Here is a 24340-nt window from a genome sequence, read left to right as displayed (position 1 = left end):
GGTGATGATATGAAAAAATTAATTTTAGTTTTAATATCTCTACTCTTACTTATACTTGATAATTCATTAATGCCTTTTTTAAGTATATGGGGGGCATTTCCAAGCTTATTATTTATATTTGCAGTTATATATTCACTTATAAATGGATATGGTGAGGCTTTATTTATCGGTGTTGTAAGTGGAATACTGCAAGATATATTTTTTTCAAATGGAATTGGGGTAAATGCTTTAGTTAACATGGTTATATGTTTAATAGTTGCTTATATAGGAAATGGAATTTTTAAAAGTAAAAAAATTGTTCCAGTTGCAATAGTATTTGCTGCAACTATAGTGAAGCACTTAGTTATATTTGTAATAATGCATTTACTTAAAATTAGTGCTCCAATTAATAATATTCTTATAGTAGCATTATATAATTCTGTAATAGCATTTATAGCATATAAGTATGTTTTAAAACTTTCAAATACTGAAGATGTGAATGATAAATGGAGGTTTAGATGATAGTTAATAAGCCAAAACAAAAAAAGAAAAAACTTTCCAGATATGCAGTTCTTACTATAATAATGATTGTAATATTTTCAGCTATATGTGTTAGATTAGCATACTTACAAGTGTATAAGCATGATGATTATGAAGATAGAGCAAATCAAAATGCTGTTAGGTTTATTGCTGAAAAAGCACCTAGAGGTGAAATATTAGATAAGAATGGGAATGTACTTGCAACAAATAGGCAAACTTATACATTAACATATACAACAACTGATAATGCACAAAAGAACTTTTATAAAACAATGGATACAATATTTGATATTCTTAAAGAAAATGGAGAATCTGTTCAAGATGATTTATTACTTAAGATAGATGATAAAGGTAATTTTTACTTTGCTTATAAGAGTTCATCACCAGATGCACAACAATATGAAAAACTTAGATTCCTAAAAGATAGAGGAATGAATGAAGAAATTCAAAAAGAATTAAAAATTAATAGTGATGATTTAACTGATGATCAAATTGCAAAAATTGATAAAGAGTTAATTAATGTAACTCCAGAACAAGCTTTTTATTATTTAGTAAAAAGTTATGATATGATAAGTCTTATTAATCCCGAGCCATCAAAGGAGCAAAAAGAACAATATCAAAATATGAATGGAAAGCAATTAACAGATTTAATTTTAAAATCTTATTCATTAGATGATATAAGAAATTATATGGTTGTGAAAGATGCGATTAAAATGCAAAGTTTTAAAGGATATAAATCTGTAACTATTGCAAGTAATATAAAGAAAGATACAGCTTTTATAATTTATCAAAAACTTAATGATTTGCCAGGGATAGGAGTTGAACTTCAACCAGTTAGAGAATATCCTTATGGAAAGTTAGGTTCAGCTGTACTTGGATATGTTGGTCAAATTGATAGTTCATTAGAAGAAGACTATAAATTAAAAGGTTATGACCCTTCAACAGATCTTATAGGTAAGGCGGGTATTGAATCTGCTTTTGAAGATGAATTAAAAGGTGTTAAAGGTGGTAAAACTGTTAAAGTTAACTCAGAAGGTAGAATTACAGAAGAGCTATTTAAATTATCATCTTACCCAGGTAACACTGTAAATTTAACAATTGATAAAAATGTTCAATATGCAATGCAACAAGCTTTAAAAGATACTATAGATAAGGTAAGAACAGGAACTTCAGATTCAAGTGGAAATGTATTCCCAAATGCAACTAGAGGAGCAGCGTTAGCTGTAGATGTTAAAACTGGAAAGATACTTGCGCTTACAAGCTATCCAGACTTTGATCCAAATCTTTTTGCAATTCCTGGACAGCTTACAAAGCAACAAACAGAAGAATATTTCTCACCTAATCTTGAAAAGTTTGGGAAAGAACTTATAAAGAAAACAGGTGTACATAAATCAGTAAATGATTTATTCCCTAAAGATAAAAATGGATATAGAACAGATCCATATGATTTATATCCAAAACCATTTTATAATTATGCTACACTTGGTACATTACCACCAGGATCAATATTTAAGCCATTAACTGCATTGGTTGGACTTCAAGAGGGAGTAATAAAACCAGATACAGTTGTAAATGCTACTGGTAAATTTAATGTACATCCAGAAACATTTGGTAAGAGCTTTGCTCCTGTATGTTGGATATATCCAGGAAGTCATGGTCCTACAAATGTTGAAAAGGCATTAGAGGTTTCATGTAACTTCTTCTTCTATGAAACAGCATATAGACTTTATATGAAAGCTGGAGGAGATGCTAACAGACCAGAATCATTAAATGCTATTGCAAAATATGCTTGGAAATTTGGTCTTGGAGTAGATCCAAATGGTAAATCAAATCCTTCAACTGGAATAGAAATAGAAGAAAATACAAGTGGTCAAACATATAACTTTAAATCATTTAAAGAGAGTATAATTGGTTTATCAAATTTTGAACTTGCTGGATACTTAGAGGATGAAACACCAAGTGGATCAGCACTTGCAAATTATAGAGGAATGTCTTCCTTTATACCATTTGATTTTACATTTAGTGATGATGATAGTGATAAGGTAAAAGAATTAAAAACTGATTTAAAATCTAAAATTAAAGATAGATTTGAGGAAGTATTTGTTAATAAAGATGCTATGAAACAAGATCAATTTGCCTTAAGTATATTGCCAGATGTAAAAGGTATAATGCAAAATTCAAATAAGTATAAAGCAAATGTAAAAAAATACGAAGATAAATATAATAAAAAAGCTAATTTAGATGAGCAAGCATCATTAGTATCAAATGCAATTGCAAGATTTGTTGTTGTTGATAAATCAGCAGAAATGACATCACCAGGTCAGCTTATTTATTCAGCTATAGGTCAAGGTATCAATCATTATACACCAATTCAACTTGCATCATATATTTCAACTCTTGCAAATGGTGGAACAAGATATGCACTTCATTTAGTAGATAGTGTTACAGATCCAAATGGTAAAGTAGTTGAAAAATTTGAGCCAAAAGTATTAGATCATATTGATATAAATAAATCAGCTTTAGCAGCAGTTAAAGAAGGTATGAGAAGAGCAAATGATGCAGATGAAGGTACAGCATCTTCAGTATTTAACTCATTCCCAATACCAACAGCAGGTAAGACTGGTACTGCGGATTATTCAAATGATCAAAGAACTTATGGAAGATCTCCATATGCAACTTATGTCAGCTTTGCTCCAATTGATGATCCACAGATTGCTTTTGTAGGTGTTATATATGATGGTGGTCACGGATCATTTACAGCTCCAGTTGCAAAAGCTACTTATGAAGCATATTTTAAAGATGAGATACTTAAAAAGCATCCAGATTATGCAAAGAGCTCAAGTTCATTTAAAAAGTATGTAACTGATGCTCCAAAAGATAATAGTGAAGAAGCAATAAAAGAAGCTGAGAAAAAGGAAGAGGAAAAACAAGAAGCTGAAAAGAAGAAAGCAGCTGAAAAGAAAAAAGAAGATACTAAAAACAAAGATGCAACAAAGAAAGATATAAATTCTAACAATAATTAAAGTAATATTAATTAATGAACTTAAATAACACTTATGACATTATACATAAGTGTTATTTTTTCCTTAATAAACAAAGTAAAACTACAAATACTTACATTTTAATGATATAATATAAAAAGGACTTTTATTCTAAATTGTAGAATAATGCTTATAGTGACAAAGATTGGTGGAGGGAAGCCAATGATGGATGATAGAATAATTATAAAAGGCAATAAAGATGGATTAAGTGCCGTTATAAATATGAATAAATTTAGTGGTTTTGGAGAAATGTTAGAGTTACTTATAGAGAAGTTATCAAAAGGAAAGCGTTTTTATAAAAATTCTACTCTTACGATAAGCACTAATTTGAACTTAATAAATGAGAAGGAACTATTGCATTTAAAAAATGCTCTATTTGAAGAAATAGAAATAAAAGATATTATACTACAAGAAGAACTTATTAAGGACAAAGAAAAAGATAAAAGAACCTTTTCAGGGGTTTATGAGGGAAAAACAAAATTTATAAGAAAAACAGTAAGAAGTGGTCAATGTATAAAATATAATGGTAATATTGTTATAGTTGGAGATATAAATAGTGGAGCAGAAGTTATAGTTACTGGAAATATAATTGTTTTAGGTAGTATAAAAGGAAATGTTAGTGCTGGTTCTACTGGTAATAAAAAAGCTATAATTGCAGCATTTAGTCTTCAACCTGAAATATTAAAGATTGCAGATCTTGTAACTTTATCACCAGATTCTCAAAAGCCTGAGTATCCTGAAGTTGCGAAGATAAAGGATGGGGCTATAATTGTAGAACCGTATTTACCAAACAAATATATATATTAAAAGAAAAATCATGGAGGGATTGTTTAATGGGAGTATCTATTGTAATTACATCAGGAAAAGGTGGAGTAGGTAAAACTACAACAACAGCTAATATTGGTACTGCATTAGCTGCGCTTGGAAAAAAAGTTGTTGTTGTTGATGGAGATACAGGACTTAGAAATTTAGATGTATTAATGGGATTAGAAAATAGAATTGTATATACTATAATAGATGTTATTGAAGGAAGATGTAGATTAAAGCAAGCTTTAATTAAAGATAAAAGATTTCCTAATCTTTGCTTACTTCCAACAGCTCAAACAAAAGATAAAGATGATATAAGTCCACAACAAATGCTTAAAATAATAAAAGAATTAAAAGAAGATTTTGATTATGTAATAATAGATTCACCAGCTGGTATTGAGCAAGGATTTGAAAATTCAGTAATAGGTGCAGATAAAGCTGTAGTAGTAGTAAACCCAGAAATAACATCAGTTAGAGATGCTGATAGAGTAATTGGAAAGCTAGATGCTAAGGGGTTAGAAGATCACTCTGTTATAGTTAATAGATTAAATTTTGCTATGACTCAAAGAGGAGATATGCTTGATGTTAGTGACATAATTGAAACTCTTTCAATTGAGCTTTTAGGTGTTGTACCAGATGATAAGGAGATAACTGTTTCAACAAATAAAGGTGAACCTATTGTTTTAGAAGAATCATCAAGAGCTGGTCAAGCTTTTAGAAATATAGCTAAAAGAATAACTGGAGAAACTGTTCAATTTATGAATTTAAATGAAGAGCCACAGGGATTCTTTGGATCTTTAATGAAGTTATTTAAGCGTAAATAGGGGGTATTTTAATATGGGGTTCTTTAGTAGTTTAACAAATAGTAGACCTAAACCAAAAGATATAGCTAAAGATAGATTAAAGCTTATACTTATTCATGATAGAGGAAATATTCCAACAGAAACATTAGAAAAGATAAGATTAGAAATATTAGAAGTGCTTTCAAAATATATAGAAATATCAGCTGAAGATGTTGAAATATCAGTTAGTAAAAGTGATATTGAAGAAGGTGAAGCAAGTTCAGCTTTAGTAGCTAATATACCAATTAAAAATATAAGAGGACAATAATAATTTTAGTTATTTTCTTATGGTATTTTAGAAAAAATTAAACATAATAATATAAGAGTAAAAAAACTGTATACTAATTTTGTGTACAGTTTTTTATGTTAAGAATAATTTTATATATTAAGATTTTATTATTTTTTTATTTAGAGAATGAATTAATATAGAGAATAAATTAATAATGAGATATAATTAAAATACATGTTTTTAGGAGGTGAAGACCTTGTTGAGAGGAGATTTGCTGTTTGATAGGAGAGAAAGTTCATATAGTAGATATAAGCTTGATTTCAAAAAAATTAGAGATATAGATAAATTATTACTTTTATCTATGGTTCTACTAGTTTTATTTGGTATATTAAACATATATTTAGCAACTAAAGGAAAAACGGGTGGAACACTATATCCTATGAAGCAAACAATATGGTTTATTGTTTCACTTTTAGTTCTTTACATATTTATGGCAGTAGATTATAGAGTATTATATAATTATGTACCTATATTTTATTGGGGATCTGTAATATTACTTATAGCAACAATGTTTTTAGGTTCAGTAGTTAATGGAGCAAGAGGGTGGATTAAGTTAGGTCCGGTTTCTATTCAAGCCTCTGAGATAGCCAAGTTTGGTATGATACTTATGCTTGCAAGAAAATTAGAAGAAATGGATATGCAAATAAATAATTTGAAAAATTTCTTTACACTTGTTTTTTATGCTGCAGTACCAGTATTATTTATAGTAATACAGCCTGATATGGGAATGACTATGGTTTCATTCTTTATAGTTTTAGGTATATTTTATGTTGCAGGACTTGATAATAAAATAATTGGTGGTGGACTTTTAGCATTAGTTTTAGGTATTCTTATAGTTTGGAATTCGGGAATCATACAAGATTACCAAAAAACAAGAATTACATCTTTCATGAATCCAGAAGCTAATATGTCTGGTTCTGGATACCATTTAAGTCAATCACTTATAGCAATAGGATCAGGTGGAGTTTTAGGTAGTAGGCCATCATTAACAAATGATGGAACATCAGGGTATGCAGCTCAACATGTTCCGGAGGTTCAGACTGACTTTATATTTTCAGCAATAGCAGAGCATTGGGGATTTTTAGGAGTTATGTTCTTGCTAACCTTATATGGAATATTAATATTTAGAATGATATCAATAGCAAGAACCTCAAAGGATATTTTTGGTTCTATAATATGTGTTGGTATAATATCATATTTTTTATTTGCTATATTACAAAATATAGGAATGACAATCGGACTTTTACCTATAACAGGTATTACATTACCTCTTATAAGTTATGGAGGTAGTTCGCTTTTAACTACAATTATGTCAATTGGTTTAGTACTTAATGTAGGAATGAGAAGAAAAAAAATAAGATTTTAAATTTAAATATTAAGATGATTTTTGAATATAATTCAAAAGTCATCTTTTTTTATTTATAAAAAATTATATAAGGTAAATTATAAAAATATTTAAATAATATACAAGACTAAAAATATTATATTTTTAAACTATACATATACCCCTAAAGAATATTTAAATAAAATAAAAGATTAAAAAATAGAATTATATAAATTTTAAATATATATTTTTATATAAAAATTTTTATATAAAGATAGTAGAATTTCGATATAATTGTTAAGAATTTTATATGGATAAAAAAGGAATATGAAAATATAATGGAAACGTAAACAAAGTTTGAATAATTTGAATTTTATATGGAGGGGTTAATATGGTAAAAGTTAAGAAGTTAGTCGCTATGGCAATGGCAACAATGATGATTGGAGGAGTACTTGCAGGTTGTGGTGGAGAAAAGGCAACTGGGGGAGCAGCTGGAGGAGAAGGTGATCCAGTAAAAGTTGGAGTTTGTTTATATAAATTTGATGATACTTATATTTCAACAGTTCGTCAAAGTTTAGAAAAGATTCAATCAGAAAATGCAGGAAAAGTTGAATTCGAATTTGTTGATGGTAAAGGTGACCAAGCTACTCAAAATGATAGTATTGATACATTATTACAAAAAGATGTTGATTTATTAATGGTTAACTTAGTTGATACAGGAGCTGCACAAGCAGTTATAGATAAAATTAAGGGTGAAGAAGTTCCAGTTGTTTTATTTAACAGAGAACCAGAAGCTAAAGCTATAAAATCATATGATAAGGCTATGTTTGTTGGAACAAATGCAAAAGAAGCCGGAGTTTTACAAGGAAAAATATTAGAAAAAGAATGGAAAGCAAATAAAGCTTTAGATAAAAATGGTGATGGAGTAATGCAATATGTAATGTTACAAGGTGAACCAGATAATCCAGAAGCTATAGCTAGAACTGAATATTCAGTATCAACAATTAAAGATGCTGGAATAAAAGTTAAACAAGTGGCTCACCAAGTTTGTAACTGGGATCAAGCACAAGCTCAAAATGCTATGGAAGCATGGCTTTCAAGATATAATGATGAAATTGAAGTTGTAATTGCAAATAATGATGGTATGGCTCAAGGTGCTATAGCAGCTCTTCAAGCTCAAGGATATAACAATGGAGATGAGAAGAAAACAATTCCTGTAGTTGGAGTTGATGCTACAGCAGCAGCTCAAGATTTAATATCAAAAGGTTTCATGACAGGTTCAGTTCTTCAAGATGCACCAGCTATGGCTAAAGCTCTTTATGAATGTGGAATGAACTTAGCAGAAGGTAAGAGTGGAATTGAAGGAACTGAGTATAAATTTGATGATTCAGGTATAGCAGTTCGTATTCCATACCAAGAATATACTAACAAAAAGTAATTATACAAAAAGTTTGAAATATAGTAAGTAAAATTAAAGTTGCACTGCATTATAAAAAATAATGTAGTGCAACTTATAAATAAGCAAAAAAGTAGGTGAAAGCAAGGGTTATGGAAAAAGCAAAGTATATATTAGAGATGACAAACATATGCAAAAGCTTTCCAGGAGTAAAGGCTTTAGATAATGTACAACTTAAAGTAAGGCCAGGAACTGTACATGCTCTAATGGGGGAAAATGGAGCAGGAAAATCAACCTTAATGAAGTGTTTATTCGGTGTTTATATAGAGGATGAAGGTAAAATATTAATAGATGGAAAAGAATGTAAGTTTTCAAATCCAAAACAAGCTATGGAGAATGGTGTATCAATGGTTCACCAAGAGTTGAATCAAGTTCTTCAAAGAGATGTAATGGATAATATTTGGCTTGGAAGATATCCTGGAAAAGGTGGTTTTGTAAGTCAAAAAATAATGTATGAAGAAACTAAGAAAATATTTGATGATTTAGGAATAGATGTGGATCCAAGAATAAAAATGGCGAAACTTTCAGTATCACAAAGACAAATGGTTGAAATTGCAAAGGCAGCTTCTTATAATGCAAAAATATTAGTTCTTGATGAGCCAACATCATCATTAACTCAAGAAGAAGTTGATCATCTTTTTGAAATTATAAATAAATTAAGAAAAAAAGGATGCGGAATTATTTATATATCTCATAAAATGGAGGAAATACTTCAAATATCCGATGATGTAACTATAATGAGAGATGGAAAGTGGATAGATACTATACCAGCTAAAAATTTGACAACAGATAAAATAATAAAACTTATGGTTGGTCGTGATTTAACAAATCGTTTTCCACCAAAGACTAACGAGCCAAGTGAGGTTATATTAGAAGTTAAAAATCTAACTGGTACTTATCAACCTTCTATAATAGATGCTTCTTTTGAGCTTAAGAAGGGTGAAATTTTAGGTGTAGCAGGACTTGTAGGTTCTAAGAGAACAGAACTTCTTGAGACAATATTTGGAATAGCTCATCATAATGAAGGGGAAATTATTTTAAATGGAAAGAAAGTTAACAACAAGGATTCTAGAACAGCTATAAAAAATGGTTTTGCATTATTAACTGAAGAACGTAGAGCAAATGGAATCTTTGGGGGACTTGATATAAAGTTTAATGCTACTATTGCTAACATAGATAATTATAGTAAAAGTGGTGTCCTTAATAATAAGCAAATGACAGATGATACTAAATGGGTTATTGATAGTATGAGAGTTAAAACTCCTAATCAAAAAACTCAAATTAGAACTTTATCTGGTGGTAACCAACAAAAGGTAATTATAGGAAGATGGCTATTAACTAATCCTGAAATACTTTTATTAGATGAACCTACTAGAGGTATAGATGTTGGTGCCAAATATGAAATATATCAGCTAATTATAGACTTAGCTAATAAAGGAAAAGGAATAATAGTTGTTTCTTCTGAAATGCCAGAACTTCTTGGTATTTGCGATAGAATACTTGTTATGTCAAACGGAAGAATCGCAGGAATAGAAGATACAGAAAAACTTAATCAAGAAAAGATTATGGAACTTGCAGCTAAGTATATTTAAAGTGGGGTGGAATTTATGGAGAATGTTAAAAATAATAATTTTAATAAAGAAAAATTTAAAACCTTTATGGTTAATTATGCTTTATATATAGTACTTGCAATGATGATTATATTCTTTGTAATAAAAGAACCATCATTCTTATCATTTAAAAATCTTACTAACATATTAAGTCAAGCATCAACTCGTGGTATATTAGCACTTGGAGTTGCAGGTCTTATAGTATTACAAGGAACTGACCTTTCAGCAGGACGTATTTTAGGATTTACTGCAATAATCTCAGCTTCTTTACTACAGTCTGCAACATATACATCAAGAATGTATCCTGATTTACCAGTACTACCATTAGTAGTTCCACTTATTCTTGCAATAATAATTGGAGGTATATTTGGAGCAATAAATGGTTTTGGTGTGGCCAAGCTTAAAGTTCATGCATTTATAATAACTCTTGGAACTCAACTTATTGCATATGGTGCTTCTTGTTTATATATAGATAGACCACCACTAGGGGCTCAACCAGTAGCTAACTTAGATCAAAGATATGTAAATATAGTAACTGGTTCATTAAAACTTGGACCGATAGAAATACCTTATTTAATATTTTATTTAGCAATAATTGCTTTAATAATGTGGTTTATTTGGAATAAAACAAAGCTTGGTAAAAACATGTTTGCTATAGGTGGAAATCCAGAGGCAGCTGCTGTATCAGGAGTTAACTTAGCTAAAAATATAATGATTATATTTATAATATCAGGTATGCTTTATGGTATCGCAGGATTTTTAGAAGCTGCAAGAGCAGGTTCAACAACTACAAGTACAGGTTTTAACTATGAACTTGATGCAATATCAGCATGTGTTGTTGGAGGAGTTTCATTTACAGGTGGAGTTGGAACAATTCCTGGAGTTTTAATAGGAACAGTTTTACTTCAAGTTATAAATTATGGATTAAACTTTATAGGAGTTAATGCGTATTGGCAATTTATAATTAGAGGATTAATTATAATAGTTGCAGTATCCCTTGATGTAAGAAAATACTTATCTAAAAAATAATTGAGGTGTATTATATGGAAAATGGAAAAGCTATAGATGAAAATTTAGAAAATAAAGTTGAAGAAAAACCTAAACAAAATCTTAGAGACTCAATATATAAAAACATTGATATACCTTTAAAAACTATGGATAAGTTTATAACTATATTATTAGTATTACTTGCCATTGCGTTATTTTTTGGAATAGCAACTTAAAATAAGAAATTTAAGCTATATTACAATTTTATTTGTGATATGGCTTTTTTCTTTATAAATATTGAATATTGATGTATTTATGATATAATGAAATAATCTAAATTAGGAATAATTTGTATTTTAAAACAATTTATACAAAAATATGGGGTGGGGTATGAATTTATATAAGGTACTAATAGTTGATGATGAAGAAGAAATTCGTCAAGGAATTATAAAGAAAATTGATTGGGAAACTTATGGATTTAAAATTGTTGGAGATGCTGAAAATGGAGAAGATGCATTGGAAAAAGCAGAAAAACTACAACCTGATATTGTAATGACAGATATTAAAATGCCATTTATGAATGGTTTAGAACTTGGGGAAAAGTTAAAGGACTTAATGCCTTCTACTAAGATAATAATTTTTTCAGGGTCAGATGATTTTGAATATGCTAAAAAAGCAATAAAAATTAATGCTTTAGGTTATGTATTAAAGCCTATAAATTCAATGGAATTAATTGAGGTTTTAAAAAAGCTTAAAAAACAAATAGATGAAGAATATGATGAGAAGAAAAATATAGAAAATTTAAAGAAATATTATGAGGAAAGTTTACCGTTATTTAAAGAGAAGTTTTTAGTTGGAGCAATAGAAGGAAGAGTAAAGTTTAAAACTTGGAAGGAAGAAGCAAAAAAGATAGGGTTGGAATTTGACTTTCCCTTTAATGTTATAGGTGTTATTCATTGTGATAACTATATTGGTAATGAGAAAGATAATATATTTGAAGAAGAATTTAAATACATATCAATTAAAAATATATGTGATGATATTATAAAAGATTATTGTGAATATGAAAGTTTTATTTATTCAGGTTTAGTTGTAGTAATTGGAAAACTTAGTTCTAAAGAAGATGTTTATAAGTTTATTAAAGGTATAAATGAAGTGTGTAGTAGGTCTGAACGTATTATGGATATGAAGGTATCAGCAGGTATTGGAAATGTATGTAATGACTTTGAGCAAATTAGATTTTCTTATAAAGAAGCGAAAAATGCACTTCATTATAGAATAATACTTGGAACGGGAAAAGGAATATATATAGAAGATGTTGAACCAGATAATGGGGTTAATATTCAATTTGATGAAAATGATGAAAGAACTTTAATAAATACAATAAAGATAAAATCTTCTAAAGATATAGAGTTTATAGTAAATAATTTATTTAAGAAACTAGAAGAATTGCTATTGCCATTTAATCATTACAATATTTATTTAATAGAAATAACAACGGGATTATTAAAACTTGTTAAAGCATATAACTTAAATATAGATGAAGTATTTGGAGAAAATTTTAATTGTTATAGTCATTTAAAAAAGTTTGAATCAATAGAAAGTGTAAAGAAGTGGTTTATAGAAAAATCTATAACTATAAATAATCTTATAAAAAGAGAAAGAGTTGATTCATCTAAATTGCTTATAGAAAAAGCAAAGCAATATATACATGATAATTATAGCGATAGTGAAATATCAGTCGAAAATCTTTGTAAACATTTGCATGTAAGTCCTACGTACTTTTCAACTATATTTAAAAAAGAAACAAAAACTAGCTTTGTAAATTATTTAACATCAGTACGTTTAGAACAAGCTGTAAATCTTTTAAATACAACGGATTATAAGTCATATATTATAGCTGAAAAGGTTGGATATCCTGAAGCAAATTATTTTAGTTATGTATTTAAAAAACAATATGGAGTACCTCCATCTAAATATAGAAATAGGTAGGTATAAAATATGAAGTTTAAACATTTAAGCTTAAAAAACTTTTTTAGAAATAAAAGTTTAAAATATATAATATCTATTTCTTTTACTATAATAATGATTTTAGCAATAATTACATTAGGACAAGTATTATATATTAAATTTGTAAAAATAAATGAAGAGATTATATCTAAAAACAATAAGGCAATTGTAAATCAAGTTAATTTAAATTTAGATAGTTACTTAAGAAATATAATGAGAATATCTGATGGAATGTATTATAACATAATAAAAAAATCAGATTTAAATGTAGATAATATAGATAAAGAAATGAATTTAATATATGAAACAAATAAAGATTTTCTTGTAAGTATAACGCTTTTTTCAAAGTATGGAGAAGTAATAAACGGATATCCTTTAAAGGAAGTAAAAAATACAGTAGATACAAGACAAGAAGATTGGTTTATAAATGCTATAAACAAAAAAGAAAATTTACATTTTTCAACTCCACATGTTCAAAATATATTTATTGATTCAAGTAATAAATATAGATGGGTTGTATCTTTAAGTAGGGCAGTAGAATTAAATTTTGATGGTGAAATAAGTCAGGGAGTTCTTCTTGTTGATATGAACTTTAGTGGTATTGAACAAATATTTAAAAATATTGATATTAGTAAATCTGGATATGTTTATCTTATGAATGGAAAAGGAGAGATTATATATCATCCTAGGCAACAACTTATATATTCAGATTTAATAAATGAAAATAATAATATAGCAAAAAAATATGAAGATGGAACTATAAAAGAAAAGTTTAATGGTGAAAATAGATTAGTTACTGTAAAAACTGTTGGATATACTGGATGGAAGATAGTTGCAGTTACTCCTGTTACTGATATTATAGATAGTTATAGTCATATGAAGATATTTACTATATTTATACTTTTCTTTGGAATATTAGTTTTAACTATTATAAATATAGTAGTATCATCACGTATTACTAATCCTATAATAAGACTTGAAAGAAAAGTTAAAAAGTTTGAAGAAGGAGTTAGAAATATTGACTTTTCAACTGAAATAGGTTCTTATGAGGTAAAGCATCTTGGAAAAGCTATAAATTCTATGGTTGAACAGATGGATTTACTTATGAAAAATATTGTAAAGGAACAAGAAATTAAAAGGAAAACAGAACTGGATGCACTTCAAGCTCAAATAAACCCTCATTTTTTATATAATACTTTAGATTCTATAGTTTGGATGATAGAAAGTGAAAGATATGATGGTGCAACTACTATGGTTACAGCCTTAGCAAGATTTTTTAGAATAAGTTTAAGTAAAGGAAGAAATATTATAACTTTAAGAGATGAACTTTTACATGTTGAAAATTATTTAACGATACAAAATATACGTTATAAGAATAAATTTAATTATAGAATTGAAGTAGATGAGGAGATATTAGATTGTGCAAGTATAAAGCTTATAGTACAACCCTTAGTTGAAAATGCAATATATCATGGTATGGAGTTTATGGATGGAGATGGTGAAATTTTAGTTAAGGCTTATAAAAATAATGGAAATATAAGCATAGATGTAATAGATAATGGACTTGGAATGCCAGAGAAAATAGTTAAGACATTACTTAAAGGAGATAAAAAAAGAAAAGGAAAAGGGTCAGGCGTTGGATTAAGAAATGTAAATGAAAGATTAAAGCTATATTTTGGTAAGGAATATGGTTTAGAGGTATTTAGTGAACCTGATGAAGGAACAACTATAAGAATAAATATTCCAATGGTAGATTATAAATATTATGAAATAAGAGAGGAAAGTAAAGATGATGAAAATTAATAAAAAAAGTTTAATTATATTTTTATTATTAATATTATTTATTATCTTCTCTATATTAATTTTAAATTATTTAATTGGAATGAACGATAATGATAAAATTTTAAAAATATCATATATAAGTATGGAAGATAAGAGTGAAAATTTAAAATTTATAACTCAGGGAATTGAGCAAGCTGAAAAAGATATGAAAGCTAAAGTTAACGTATGCGTTTTAACTGATGACAATAAAATAGAAAATCAAAGAAATTTATTAAGAAAAGAAATAAAAAATGGTGCAGATTTTATAATAATATCACCTATAGATTATAAAGAACTTTCGAAGGATATAGAAGAAGCAAATAAAATTGTCCCTATTATATTGATGGATTCTAAGGTTGAATCTAATAAAAAAATGTCTAATATTTCAGTGGATAATTATAGTATTGGTAAAGCTTTAGCAGAGGAAATAATTAAAAATGGAAATACTAGAAGCATTATAGGGATTGTTGAAAAAGATATTAATTGTAGTAGTTTATATGAAATTAAGTCTGGATTTATGGATGAAATTAAATATAGCAAAAACAAATGTATAGATTTAAGAATTAATGGTAGTAAGGAAAGTTATTATAAACAAATAGGAAGTCAAATAAAAGATAATAATGTAGATGTATTAGTATCTTTTAGTTCAGATATTTTAGAGATAATATCGAAAATTAAAGAGGATAAGTATTATATTAAAAATAAGAATAAAGATGTTGAAATATACGGAGTTGGAAGAAGTGATAAAATATTAAGCTATGTTGAAAATGAAATAATAGATGCAGCCATAATAAAAAATGATTTTAATGCAGGATATTTAGCAGTGGAGATTGCAACAGATAAAGTTAGAAATACACGCAAAAATAGAAAAGAAGCAAAGATAGATTTCTTAGTAATAAATAAGAGGAATATGTATTCGGAAAAGAATCAGAAATTGATTTTTCCTTTTATTGGTTAAATAAGTTTTTGTGGAGGTTGGTATGAAAAAAGGGTTAAAAAGTTTATTGTTAATAGTTTCATCAATTGCTTTTTCTAGTGCTTTAATAGGATGCAATGAAAAGTCTTCAATTTCAAATAATAAGTTAAATGAAATAAAGTTTGGAGTAAGTATATATGAAAAGTCAGATATATTTATATCAAAAATAATTGAGAGTTTAGAAGATGGGTTAAGTAAAAAAGAAGATATAAAAAATTTTAAATTTGATTTAACGGTAGTTGATGCGGGGAGAAATCAATATAACCAAAATGAGCAAGTAGATGAATTTATAGCAGAAGGAGTAGATGTTCTTTGTATAAATTTAGTTGATAGAAGATCCGCTTCATCTATAATAAATAAAGCAAAAACAGCTAATATTCCTGTAATATTTTTTAATAGAGAACCTGTAGAAGAAGATATGAATATGTGGGATAAAATTTATTATGTTGGTGCAAAGGCAGAACAATCAGGAATAATGCAAGCTGATATAGTTCTTGATATTTATAAGAAAAATTGTAGGAAAGTAGATAAAAATGGTGATGGGAAAATACAATATTTAATGCTTGAAGGAGAAGCGGGACATCAAGATAGTACAATAAGAACGGAATATTGCATAAATAGATTAAAAGATAAAGGTGTTAAAGTAGAGAAATTAGATAGTGATGTAGCTAATTGGAGTAGAGAACTTGGAATGAAGAAAATGGGAGAATGGATAGATAAATATAAAAATATAGAAGTAGTTTTTTGCAATAATGATGAAATGGCATTAGGTGCAATTGATGCAATGAAGAAATCTAATTTTAAAAGATTTCCTATAGTTGTAGGTGTTGATGGAATAGATGATGCTTTGCAAGAAATTAAGAAAGGTAATATGACAGGAACTGTATTAAGTGATGCGAAAAAGCAAGGGGAAGGTATATTAAATATAGCTTTAGAATTAGTTTTAAATAGAGATTCAAAAATACTAAATAGGAAATATACAAGAGAGGGTCATATGAAAGTAACGAAAGAAAATTTAAGTGAATTTATAAAAGAATAGTTTATAATTTGATGAAATTATAGAAGTTTCATAAATTTTATATCTCATAAATATAATTAAATATATAGCAATATAGGAGATATAAAAATGGGAGATTACAGAGAATTATATAGAAGATATTATAATGGGATTGAGAATGAAGATATAGGAAATGATTATAGTTATGATGTGGAAAGTATAAGGTCAAAAGGCAGAAATAGAAGTAACTATAGCTATTCAGGAAGAAATTATAATTATAAAAAAAATAAAGGTGGTACATTAAAGGTTATAGCAATTCAAAGTGTTGGAGCAATTTCATTAGTATGTTTAATTTCGGCATTTAAATATTTACCAAATACTGAAATTAATAAAATATACTCAAAGGCTAAAGCGGTTATTTCTTATAATCAAAATTTTAAAGAATTAGAAACTGTTGAAGTTTTTAATAAAATAAAAGATAAGTTAGAAGATGTAGTTGTTTATAATGAAGATAATAAAAAAGTAAGTTTTATACCTCCTTTAATAGGTAATATAGAAAGCTATAAAGACGGTATAATAATAAAAAACAATACAAAGAAAGATGTATTTGCAGCCTTAGATGGAGAAGTTAAAAAGGTTGAATTAAGTGGAGAAAAAGCAAATATAATTATAGATCATAAAAATGGATATGAAACATATTATGAAAATATAACTAAGCCTTTAGTTAAAGAAAAAGATAAAATAGAAGTTGGAGAATGTATAGGAAGCAACACTAAAGTTTCAAATAAAAATTATGAAATAAAATTTAAGGTAAGTTATATGGGAAAATTGAAAAATGCACAAGACTATATTAAATTTATAGAGGATAATGCGTAAGTTTAGGTATGATTAAAGATAATATGAAAAGATCATATACTTTAATGATTATAGAAGTTATAGTTTTATTACTTGCCATTAGTTTTGAAAGTAAAACTTTAGTTGCAGTTGTTTCAATTTTAATACATGAATTTACACATATATTAGTAGGAAATAAATTAGGATGCAAACTTTATAATATTAAATTTAGTTTAACAGGTGCAAATGCACAATTATCAGATTTAGATGATTTGATAGATAAAGATAAAGTATTACTTTATTTAAGTGGACCAATGTCAAATTTAATTATTTCTATAATGATGTATATATTATATAAGCTTACAAATATACAAATATTTGAAGTTGTATCTGGAATTAATATGTGGCTTTGTATATTTAATTTAATACCAGCTTATCCTTTAGATGGTGCAAGAATATTAGAAATTATAATATCAAATAAAAGTTCTTATTTAAAGGGAAAGAAAATAACTTCAATAATAAGTTATATAGTATCATTTATTTTGCTAGGGTTATTTTTAACTTTAATATTTATAAATAAAATAAACATAAGCATACTTTTCATATTATTATTAATAATTTATTCTACTGTATTAGAAAAAAAGTGGACAATGTATATTGTTATGGGAGATATTATAAAAAAAAGAAGAAGGCTTGAAAAGTATGATTTTATGGAGAATAAATCTGTATCTGTTTTTTATAAAAATGGATTGTTAGATTTAATGAGATTAGTAGATAGGAATAAGTTTAATACTTTTTATATATTAGATGAAGAACTTAAGCTTATTTCAATACTTCATGAAGATGAGCTTTTGGAGGCTCTTAAAACATATGGAAATATAACTTTAGAAGAATATAATGAAATGAAAAGCTCCTTATAAAAAGGGGCTTTTTTTATTTTAATTTAATAAAATGTTATTTTTTATTAAATTAACTAAATTATGTTGCAATATTTATAAAAAATATATTTTGTATAAAATTAAGTTTTAAAATGAGGTATAATATGCAGTTTATAGTAGCAAGTATAATTACAATTTTAATATTTTGTTTATTTTTTGCTACAAGTGATGCCTTGGCATTTAATGAAGTACTTAGTCTTTTCTTTTTACGTGAAGTTAGAACTTTTGAGAGAATAAATAAAACTTTATATAAAAATATTAATGAATTGAAAAAGCTATATGATTATGTAGGAGAGATAGATAGCTTAATAGCTTTAGCATCTTTTAGAATAGCTATTAATGAGTATTGTACTCCTAGTTTTAACTTAAATGGAAATAAAGAAATAAATTTTAAAGATATTTATCACCCATTAGTTAATGAACCTGTAAAAAATAGTTTAGATGTAAATAAATCTTTATTAATTACTGGATCTAATGCATCAGGTAAATCTACATTTTTAAGAACTTTGGCAATTAATGTTTTATTTGCTCAAACTATATACACAGTTTTTGCCAAGAAGTATATTAGTTCTTTTATGAAGTTATATACTTCTATGGCTTTAAAAGACAATATTATAAACAATGAAAGTTACTATATGGTTGAGATAAAATCTTTAAAAAGAATATTAGATAATATTAATGAAAATATACAAGTTTTGTGTTTTGTTGATGAGATATTAAGGGGAACTAATACCATTGAAAGAATTTCAGCATCATCAGAAATATTAAATCATTTAAGTCAAGAGAACTGCCTATGTGTAGCAGCTACTCATGATATAGAACTTACATATATATTGAAAAACAGCTTTTTAAATTGTCATTTTCAAGAAAAGGTTAAAGATAATAATATAATCTTTGACTATAAATTATATAAAGGAAGATCAAGCACTAGAAATGCAATTAAAATACTATCTATTATAGGATATGATGAAGGGATTATTGAAAAAGCAGAAAAACGTGCAAATTTTTTTGAGGTTAATAATTATTGGCAAGAGATTAAGTAATTTAACTTGAAAGGCTGGAAAAACGAACATATAAAATAATTTTATAAAAATATAAAATATATAGTATATTACATATTTTATTTAATTAATAATATAAATATTTATATTAAAATTCATTTAATATTATAAAAAAATGTGGTAATATGATGACATGTGAAAATTTTTAAATATATTTGAATTATTTAGAAATTTTTGCTAAATAAAATAAGTTGAATTTTTAGGGGGAAATATATGCAAATACTAAGTTATGTAATTGCTGGAGTTTTACTAGCTCTAACAGATTATTTTTTATTTGAAAAAAATAAAAATATTATGTCTGTTATAAAGAAATTATTATCTTACATTATATTATTTAATATAGTTTCTTTAAGTATTTTAAAGTTTGTTTTTAATAAACCTAATGTTCTTAAAGGTTCTTTATATGGAGGAGCTTTTTTTCTTAAATATGTTATTTTTACATTAGTTTTAGGAATAATATATTTATTTATAAAAGGAATATTAAATTCAAATGTTGATTTTGAGTTATCAAAAGACAAAAGCAATTGGAAGATTAGAACAATAAAAATATTATCAGTTATATTCTTAGGAATAGGAGCATTTTTTGTATTCTTTTCTAAGTGGTTTATTGATTATTTTGGTAACATTACACCAGAGCAGTTCTTATTTAATTTAAATTCACCACTTAAAGGTACAAGTACTGATATGTATAGAGAAATATTCATGACACCGGTATTCTCAGTTGTATCAACTATAGTAATATTTTCAATTATAATAAACTTTCATTATGACATATGGATAAAAGTGAAAAATAATAACATAAAATTATTAAGCCAAAAAGCTTTAAGAATAATAACTTTTATAGTTTCTATAATTTGTCTTGTTGGTGGAGTAACATATGGAGCAAAGAAATTAAGTTTAGATAAAGTTTATAAAGCTTATGTTTCAGATACTCCTTATATTAAAGATAATTACGTTGATCCACGTAATGTAAAAATGTCTTTCCCAGCAAAAAAGAGAAATTTAATTCACATTTATTTAGAATCAGTTGAAAACTCATATTTATCTAAAGAATTAGGTGGAAATATGAAAGTTAACTTAATGCCAGAACTTACTCAGTTATCAAAAGAAGGTATTAGTTTTTCACATTCTGATAAATTTGGAGGCCCTTATCAAACATATGGTTCAAGTTGGTCTGTAGCATCTATGATTAATATGAGTATGGGACTTCCATTAAAAATACCTATGGGTGGAAATTCATACGGAAAATCAGGTAGTTTCTTACCAGGTGCTATTAGTATAGGGGATATATTAGAAGCGCAAGGATATGAGCAAACAATAATGTTTGGTGCAGATGCTGACTTTGGAGGTTTAACTACTTTCTTTACTACACATGGTAATTTCAATATTTTTGACCATAAGGCAGCAATTGAAAAGAAATTAATCCCAAAAGACTATAATGTTTGGTGGGGATATGAAGATGATAAATTATATGAGTATGCAAAAAATGAGATAACACGTTTATCTAAAACTGGAAAGCCATTTAACTTTACAATGGAAACAGCAGATACTCACTTCCCAGATGGATATCTATCTAAAAAAGCAAGTAAAAAGTATGATTCACAATATGCAAATGTTATTGCTTATTCAACAAAAGAAGCTGTTAATTTTATAAAATGGATTCAAAAACAACCATTCTATAAAGATACAACTATAGTAGTAACAGGGGATCACTTAAGTATGGATAAAAAGTTCTTTAAAGATTTTGATAAATCATATCATAGAACAATATTTAACTTAATACTTAATCCAGCAACAACTACTAAGAATACTAAAAATAGACAATTCTCACCAGTTGATATGTATCCAACTATTTTAGCTAGTATGGGTGTGCAAGTTGAAGGAGATAGATTAGGATTAGGAACAAACCTTTTCTCAAATAAACCAACTTTAATTGAAAGAGATGGATTAAAAGTTGTAGGAGAAGGTTTTGAAGGTAAAAGTAATTTCTTTAACAATACATTTGTTTCAGAAAAGATGAATAGTAATTTTGAAAACACATTAGTAACTCAAAGAAAGAGTGATAAATAATTTTAAGAGCATCGTTTTATTCGATGCTCTTTTAAATTTATTTAGAAAAATTTTTTGGAATTAATTTAATACTTATAAGAGATTTATCCATTAATTTATTAGTAGAACTAAATTTTAATTTATGCTAGAATATAGGGATGTATACAGAAAGATAAGTGGAAAACAACTTAATTAATAATCTGTATATAGAGTAATTTTTAGGAGGATGTAATTAAATGAATAGAATTTCAGATAACATCTTATGTAGAGTTGAAAAACCAACTAGATATGTTGGTGGAGAACTTAATCAAGTTATTAAAAATCCAGAAGAAGTAGATATTAGATTTGCTTTTTGTTTTCCAGATGTTTATGAAGTAGGAATGTCTCACTTAGGTACAAGAATACTTTATCATACTATAAATGAAAGAAAAGATACATATTGCGAAAGAGTATTTGCGCCATGGCCAGACATGGAAGAAGAAATGAGAAAAAATAATGTTTCTCTATACGCTTTAGAAACTAAAGATTCTTTAGATAAATTTGATATATTAGGTTTTACATTACAATACGAAATGAGTTATACAAATATACTAAATATGCTTGATATGTCAGGAATAACTTTAAGAGCATCAGAAAGAGGAGAAGATGAGCCAATAGTTATGGCTGGAGGTCCTTGTGCTTATAATCCAGAGCCATTATATGACATAGTTGATTTCTTTGAACTTGGTGAAGGCGAAGAAATGATGAATGATGTACTTGATGTATATAAAAAATATAAAGGCAAGGGTAAGAAAAAAGAATTTTTAAGAGAAATATCAAAAATAAGAGGAATATATGTACCTTCATTATATAATGTAACTTACAATGAAGATGGAACTATAAAAGAATTTAAGCCTAAATATGATGATGTTCCACAAGTTGTTAAAAAGAGAATAATAACTAACTTTGATAAGGTTGATTTCCCAATAGAGGATATGATTGTTCCTTATACAGAAGTTGTTCACGATAGAATAGTTTTAGAGACTGCAAGAGGATGTACAAACGGATGTAGATTCTGTCAAGCAGGTATGATTTATAGACCTGTTAGAGAAAAAACTAGAGAAACTTTATTAGAACAAGCAAGACAATTGGTTAAAACAACTGGTTATCAAGAAATATCACTTGCTTCATTAAGTATATGTGACCATTCAGATATTGAAGGTCTTATACACGGATTAATGGAAGAACATAGTGAAAATAAAGTTGGGATATCACTTCCTTCAATAAGAGTTGATGCATTCTCTGTTGATCTTATAAAGGAAATTCAAAAGGTAAGAAAAACGGGATTAACTTTTGCACCAGAAGCAGGTTCTCAAAGAATGAGAGATGTAATAAATAAAGGATTAACAGAAGAGAGAATACTTGAAGCTACAAAAAGTGCTTTTGAAAATGGATGGAGTACAATTAAACTTTATTTCATTATAGGACTTCCATATGAAAAAATAGAAGACTGTGAGGCAATTGGTGAGCTTGCAGAAAAAATGGTAGAGAAATATTATGAAATTCCAAAGAACGTTAGAAAGAAAGGGCTTAGAATTACAGTAAGTACTTCAATACTTGTACCAAAGCCATTTACACCATTCCAATGGGCACCTATGGAAAGAATGGAAGAAGTAACAGAAAAAATAAAGGCTGTTAAAGGATCAATAAAATCAAGAGCTATAACATATAACTATCATGCGCAAAAGACTTCATATATGGAAGCTGTATTTGCAAGAGGAGATAGAAAACTATGTGATGTTTTAATTAAGGCTTTTGAAAAAGGATGTAGATTTGATGGATGGTCAGAATACTTTAACTTTGATGCTTGGCTTGAAGCATTAGCAGAGTGTAATGTTGATGGAGACTTCTATGCTTATAGAGAAAGAAGTTATGATGAAATATTACCTTGGGACTTCATTGATATTGGTGTTAATAGATCATACTTAGTTAATGAAAATGAAAAAGCTAAGAGAGTTGAACTTACACAAAACTGTAGAAAAGGATGTACAGGATGTGGAATTAACGTTAACTTTAAAGAAGGGAAGTGTTTTGAAGGTGCGATATCTAATAAAGTTCACTAAAGAAGCAGATATAAAATTTGTGGCTCATTTAGATTTAATGAGAACAATACAAAGAATAATAAGAAGATCAGGTCTTCCAATAGAATATTCAAAGGGATTTAATCCTCATATGACTCTTTCAATAGCACAACCACTTTCAGTTGGAGTATATTCAGAAGGGGAGTATATGGATATAGTTCTAAAAGAAGAACTTGATACAGAAGAAGTTTTAAATAAATTAAATGAAAGAACAGCAAGTGGAATTAAATTTTTAAAAGCTATAAAAATTCCATTAATACCAAATGAAAAAAAAGTTCCTCAATCAATGGCACTTGTTGATGGGGCTAGATATACAGTTAAAATAGAATATAGTGATACATCAAAATTTGAAGAAGAAATGAAAAATCTTCTAGAGAAAAAAGATTGGGTAATGACAAAAAGAACTAAGAAAGGTCAAAGTGAAGTTGATATAAAACCGTTAGTTCATGAATTAAAATATTGGGTTAAAGATAATGAAGTAGTACTAAACATATTAATAAGCTCAGGAAGTAGAGTTCATTTATCACCAGATCTTTTAGTTAAACTTATAAAAGAAAATACAAGTAATTGTAATGATGAAGCTTTCGTTCAAATAAAGAGAGAAGAAATGTACTTGCTTAAAGATGACGTTTTAGTACCTCTTTATAAATGTATATAGG

General features: G+C 27.2%; 20 protein-coding genes. All 20 read left to right on the top strand.

The genetic code is table 11. The annotated features are described in order from the left end of the window. The first annotated feature begins 9 nt into the window (after positions 1-9). The 20 genes from mreD to AC4FQ1_RS07190 all read left to right on the top strand — a co-directional run bounded on the left by mreD (position 10) and on the right by AC4FQ1_RS07190 (position 24339). Positions 10-501: a rod shape-determining protein MreD gene (gene mreD / locus AC4FQ1_RS07285; RefSeq protein ID WP_303129442.1), complete on the top strand. Its 492-nt coding sequence runs from the start codon at positions 10-12 to the stop codon at positions 499-501. Beyond that, on the top strand, positions 498-3542 hold the full coding sequence (locus tag AC4FQ1_RS07280; RefSeq protein WP_491169352.1) for a penicillin-binding transpeptidase domain-containing protein: 3045 nt from the start codon (positions 498-500) through the stop codon (positions 3540-3542). The genes mreD and AC4FQ1_RS07280 overlap by 4 nt, the downstream gene beginning before the upstream one ends. A 180-nt stretch (positions 3543-3722) precedes the next feature. Next, entirely contained in the window at positions 3723-4367 is a 645-nt protein-coding gene (minC, locus tag AC4FQ1_RS07275; RefSeq protein WP_303129440.1) for a septum site-determining protein MinC, read from the top strand. A gap of 26 nt (positions 4368-4393) precedes the next feature. Continuing rightward, positions 4394-5191, top strand: a complete 798-nt coding sequence (gene minD, locus AC4FQ1_RS07270; protein WP_491169351.1) for a septum site-determining protein MinD — start codon at positions 4394-4396, stop codon at positions 5189-5191. A gap of 13 nt (positions 5192-5204) precedes the next feature. After that, a complete protein-coding gene (gene minE / locus AC4FQ1_RS07265) occupies positions 5205-5477 on the top strand; it encodes a cell division topological specificity factor MinE (protein WP_303129438.1) in 273 nt (90 codons plus the stop codon). Between the two features lie 217 nt (positions 5478-5694). Then, positions 5695-6864, top strand: a complete 1170-nt coding sequence (rodA, locus tag AC4FQ1_RS07260; protein ID WP_303129437.1) for a rod shape-determining protein RodA — start codon at positions 5695-5697, stop codon at positions 6862-6864. 349 nt (positions 6865-7213) lie between these two features. After that, entirely contained in the window at positions 7214-8260 is a 1047-nt protein-coding gene (locus tag AC4FQ1_RS07255) for a galactose ABC transporter substrate-binding protein (RefSeq protein WP_303129436.1), read from the top strand. A gap of 110 nt (positions 8261-8370) precedes the next feature. After that, on the top strand, positions 8371-9870 hold the full coding sequence (mglA, locus tag AC4FQ1_RS07250) for a galactose/methyl galactoside ABC transporter ATP-binding protein MglA (protein WP_491169350.1): 1500 nt from the start codon (positions 8371-8373) through the stop codon (positions 9868-9870). Between the two features lie 15 nt (positions 9871-9885). Continuing rightward, positions 9886-10917 carry a galactose/methyl galactoside ABC transporter permease MglC gene (mglC, locus tag AC4FQ1_RS07245; RefSeq protein WP_491147978.1) on the top strand — a complete coding sequence of 344 codons (1032 nt, stop codon included), beginning with the start codon at positions 9886-9888 and terminating at the stop codon, positions 10915-10917. Positions 10918-10931: 14 nt separating this feature from the next. Next, positions 10932-11111, top strand: coding sequence for a hypothetical protein (locus tag AC4FQ1_RS07240; RefSeq protein ID WP_303130890.1), 180 nt, complete (start codon positions 10932-10934; stop codon positions 11109-11111). A 154-nt stretch (positions 11112-11265) separates the two neighbouring features. Further along, positions 11266-12867 (top strand): response regulator, encoded by a 1602-nt coding sequence (locus tag AC4FQ1_RS07235; RefSeq protein ID WP_491169349.1) that lies wholly within the window; start codon positions 11266-11268, stop codon positions 12865-12867. Between the two features lie 9 nt (positions 12868-12876). Further along, entirely contained in the window at positions 12877-14688 is a 1812-nt protein-coding gene (locus AC4FQ1_RS07230; protein WP_491169348.1) for a sensor histidine kinase, read from the top strand. Beyond that, on the top strand, positions 14675-15664 hold the full coding sequence (locus AC4FQ1_RS07225) for a substrate-binding domain-containing protein (protein WP_491169347.1): 990 nt from the start codon (positions 14675-14677) through the stop codon (positions 15662-15664). Before AC4FQ1_RS07230 ends, AC4FQ1_RS07225 begins: the two co-directional genes overlap by 14 nt. A gap of 22 nt (positions 15665-15686) precedes the next feature. Next, positions 15687-16721 carry a galactose ABC transporter substrate-binding protein gene (locus tag AC4FQ1_RS07220; RefSeq protein ID WP_491169346.1) on the top strand — a complete coding sequence of 345 codons (1035 nt, stop codon included), beginning with the start codon at positions 15687-15689 and terminating at the stop codon, positions 16719-16721. An 87-nt stretch (positions 16722-16808) separates the two neighbouring features. After that, positions 16809-17555, top strand: a complete 747-nt coding sequence (locus AC4FQ1_RS07215; protein ID WP_491169345.1) for a peptidoglycan DD-metalloendopeptidase family protein — start codon at positions 16809-16811, stop codon at positions 17553-17555. A gap of 23 nt (positions 17556-17578) precedes the next feature. Further along, positions 17579-18433 carry a site-2 protease family protein gene (locus tag AC4FQ1_RS07210; RefSeq protein WP_491169344.1) on the top strand — a complete coding sequence of 285 codons (855 nt, stop codon included), beginning with the start codon at positions 17579-17581 and terminating at the stop codon, positions 18431-18433. A 122-nt stretch (positions 18434-18555) separates the two neighbouring features. Further along, positions 18556-19494: a MutS-related protein gene (locus tag AC4FQ1_RS07205; RefSeq protein ID WP_491169343.1), complete on the top strand. Its 939-nt coding sequence runs from the start codon at positions 18556-18558 to the stop codon at positions 19492-19494. 231 nt (positions 19495-19725) lie between these two features. Next, positions 19726-21582: a sulfatase-like hydrolase/transferase gene (locus AC4FQ1_RS07200; protein WP_491169342.1), complete on the top strand. Its 1857-nt coding sequence runs from the start codon at positions 19726-19728 to the stop codon at positions 21580-21582. Between the two features lie 215 nt (positions 21583-21797). After that, complete coding sequence (locus AC4FQ1_RS07195; RefSeq protein ID WP_303131025.1) at positions 21798-23663, top strand: TIGR03960 family B12-binding radical SAM protein; 1866 nt, start codon at positions 21798-21800, stop codon at positions 23661-23663. Further along, a complete protein-coding gene (locus AC4FQ1_RS07190; RefSeq protein WP_491148167.1) occupies positions 23638-24339 on the top strand; it encodes a TIGR03936 family radical SAM-associated protein in 702 nt (233 codons plus the stop codon). Before AC4FQ1_RS07195 ends, AC4FQ1_RS07190 begins: the two co-directional genes overlap by 26 nt. Position 24340: the final 1 nt, after the last annotated feature.

The organism is Clostridium sp. TJA020 (genome assembly GCF_058310295.1).
This window is presented reverse-complemented; position numbering and strand designations above follow the sequence as displayed.

Excerpts from the sequence above, each read along its gene's own strand:
- AC4FQ1_RS07230 (WP_491169348.1), top strand. The coding sequence starts at position 12,877 with ATGAAGTTTAAACATTTAAGCTTAAAAAACTTTTTTAGAAATAAAAGT.
- AC4FQ1_RS07215 (WP_491169345.1), top strand. The coding sequence starts at position 16,809 with ATGGGAGATTACAGAGAATTATATAGAAGATATTATAATGGGATTGAG.
- minE (WP_303129438.1), top strand. The coding sequence starts at position 5,205 with ATGGGGTTCTTTAGTAGTTTAACAAATAGTAGACCTAAACCAAAAGAT.
- AC4FQ1_RS07200 (WP_491169342.1), top strand. The coding sequence starts at position 19,726 with ATGCAAATACTAAGTTATGTAATTGCTGGAGTTTTACTAGCTCTAACA.
- minD (WP_491169351.1), top strand. The coding sequence starts at position 4,394 with ATGGGAGTATCTATTGTAATTACATCAGGAAAAGGTGGAGTAGGTAAA.
- AC4FQ1_RS07280 (WP_491169352.1), top strand. The coding sequence starts at position 498 with ATGATAGTTAATAAGCCAAAACAAAAAAAGAAAAAACTTTCCAGATAT.
- mreD (WP_303129442.1), top strand. The coding sequence starts at position 10 with ATGAAAAAATTAATTTTAGTTTTAATATCTCTACTCTTACTTATACTT.
- mglC (WP_491147978.1), top strand. The coding sequence starts at position 9,886 with ATGGAGAATGTTAAAAATAATAATTTTAATAAAGAAAAATTTAAAACC.
- AC4FQ1_RS07205 (WP_491169343.1), top strand. The coding sequence starts at position 18,556 with ATGCAGTTTATAGTAGCAAGTATAATTACAATTTTAATATTTTGTTTA.
- AC4FQ1_RS07225 (WP_491169347.1), top strand. The coding sequence starts at position 14,675 with ATGATGAAAATTAATAAAAAAAGTTTAATTATATTTTTATTATTAATA.
- mglA (WP_491169350.1), top strand. The coding sequence starts at position 8,371 with ATGGAAAAAGCAAAGTATATATTAGAGATGACAAACATATGCAAAAGC.
- AC4FQ1_RS07195 (WP_303131025.1), top strand. The coding sequence starts at position 21,798 with ATGAATAGAATTTCAGATAACATCTTATGTAGAGTTGAAAAACCAACT.
- AC4FQ1_RS07255 (WP_303129436.1), top strand. The coding sequence starts at position 7,214 with ATGGTAAAAGTTAAGAAGTTAGTCGCTATGGCAATGGCAACAATGATG.
- AC4FQ1_RS07240 (WP_303130890.1), top strand. The coding sequence starts at position 10,932 with ATGGAAAATGGAAAAGCTATAGATGAAAATTTAGAAAATAAAGTTGAA.
- minC (WP_303129440.1), top strand. The coding sequence starts at position 3,723 with ATGATGGATGATAGAATAATTATAAAAGGCAATAAAGATGGATTAAGT.
- AC4FQ1_RS07210 (WP_491169344.1), top strand. The coding sequence starts at position 17,579 with ATGAAAAGATCATATACTTTAATGATTATAGAAGTTATAGTTTTATTA.
- AC4FQ1_RS07220 (WP_491169346.1), top strand. The coding sequence starts at position 15,687 with ATGAAAAAAGGGTTAAAAAGTTTATTGTTAATAGTTTCATCAATTGCT.
- AC4FQ1_RS07235 (WP_491169349.1), top strand. The coding sequence starts at position 11,266 with ATGAATTTATATAAGGTACTAATAGTTGATGATGAAGAAGAAATTCGT.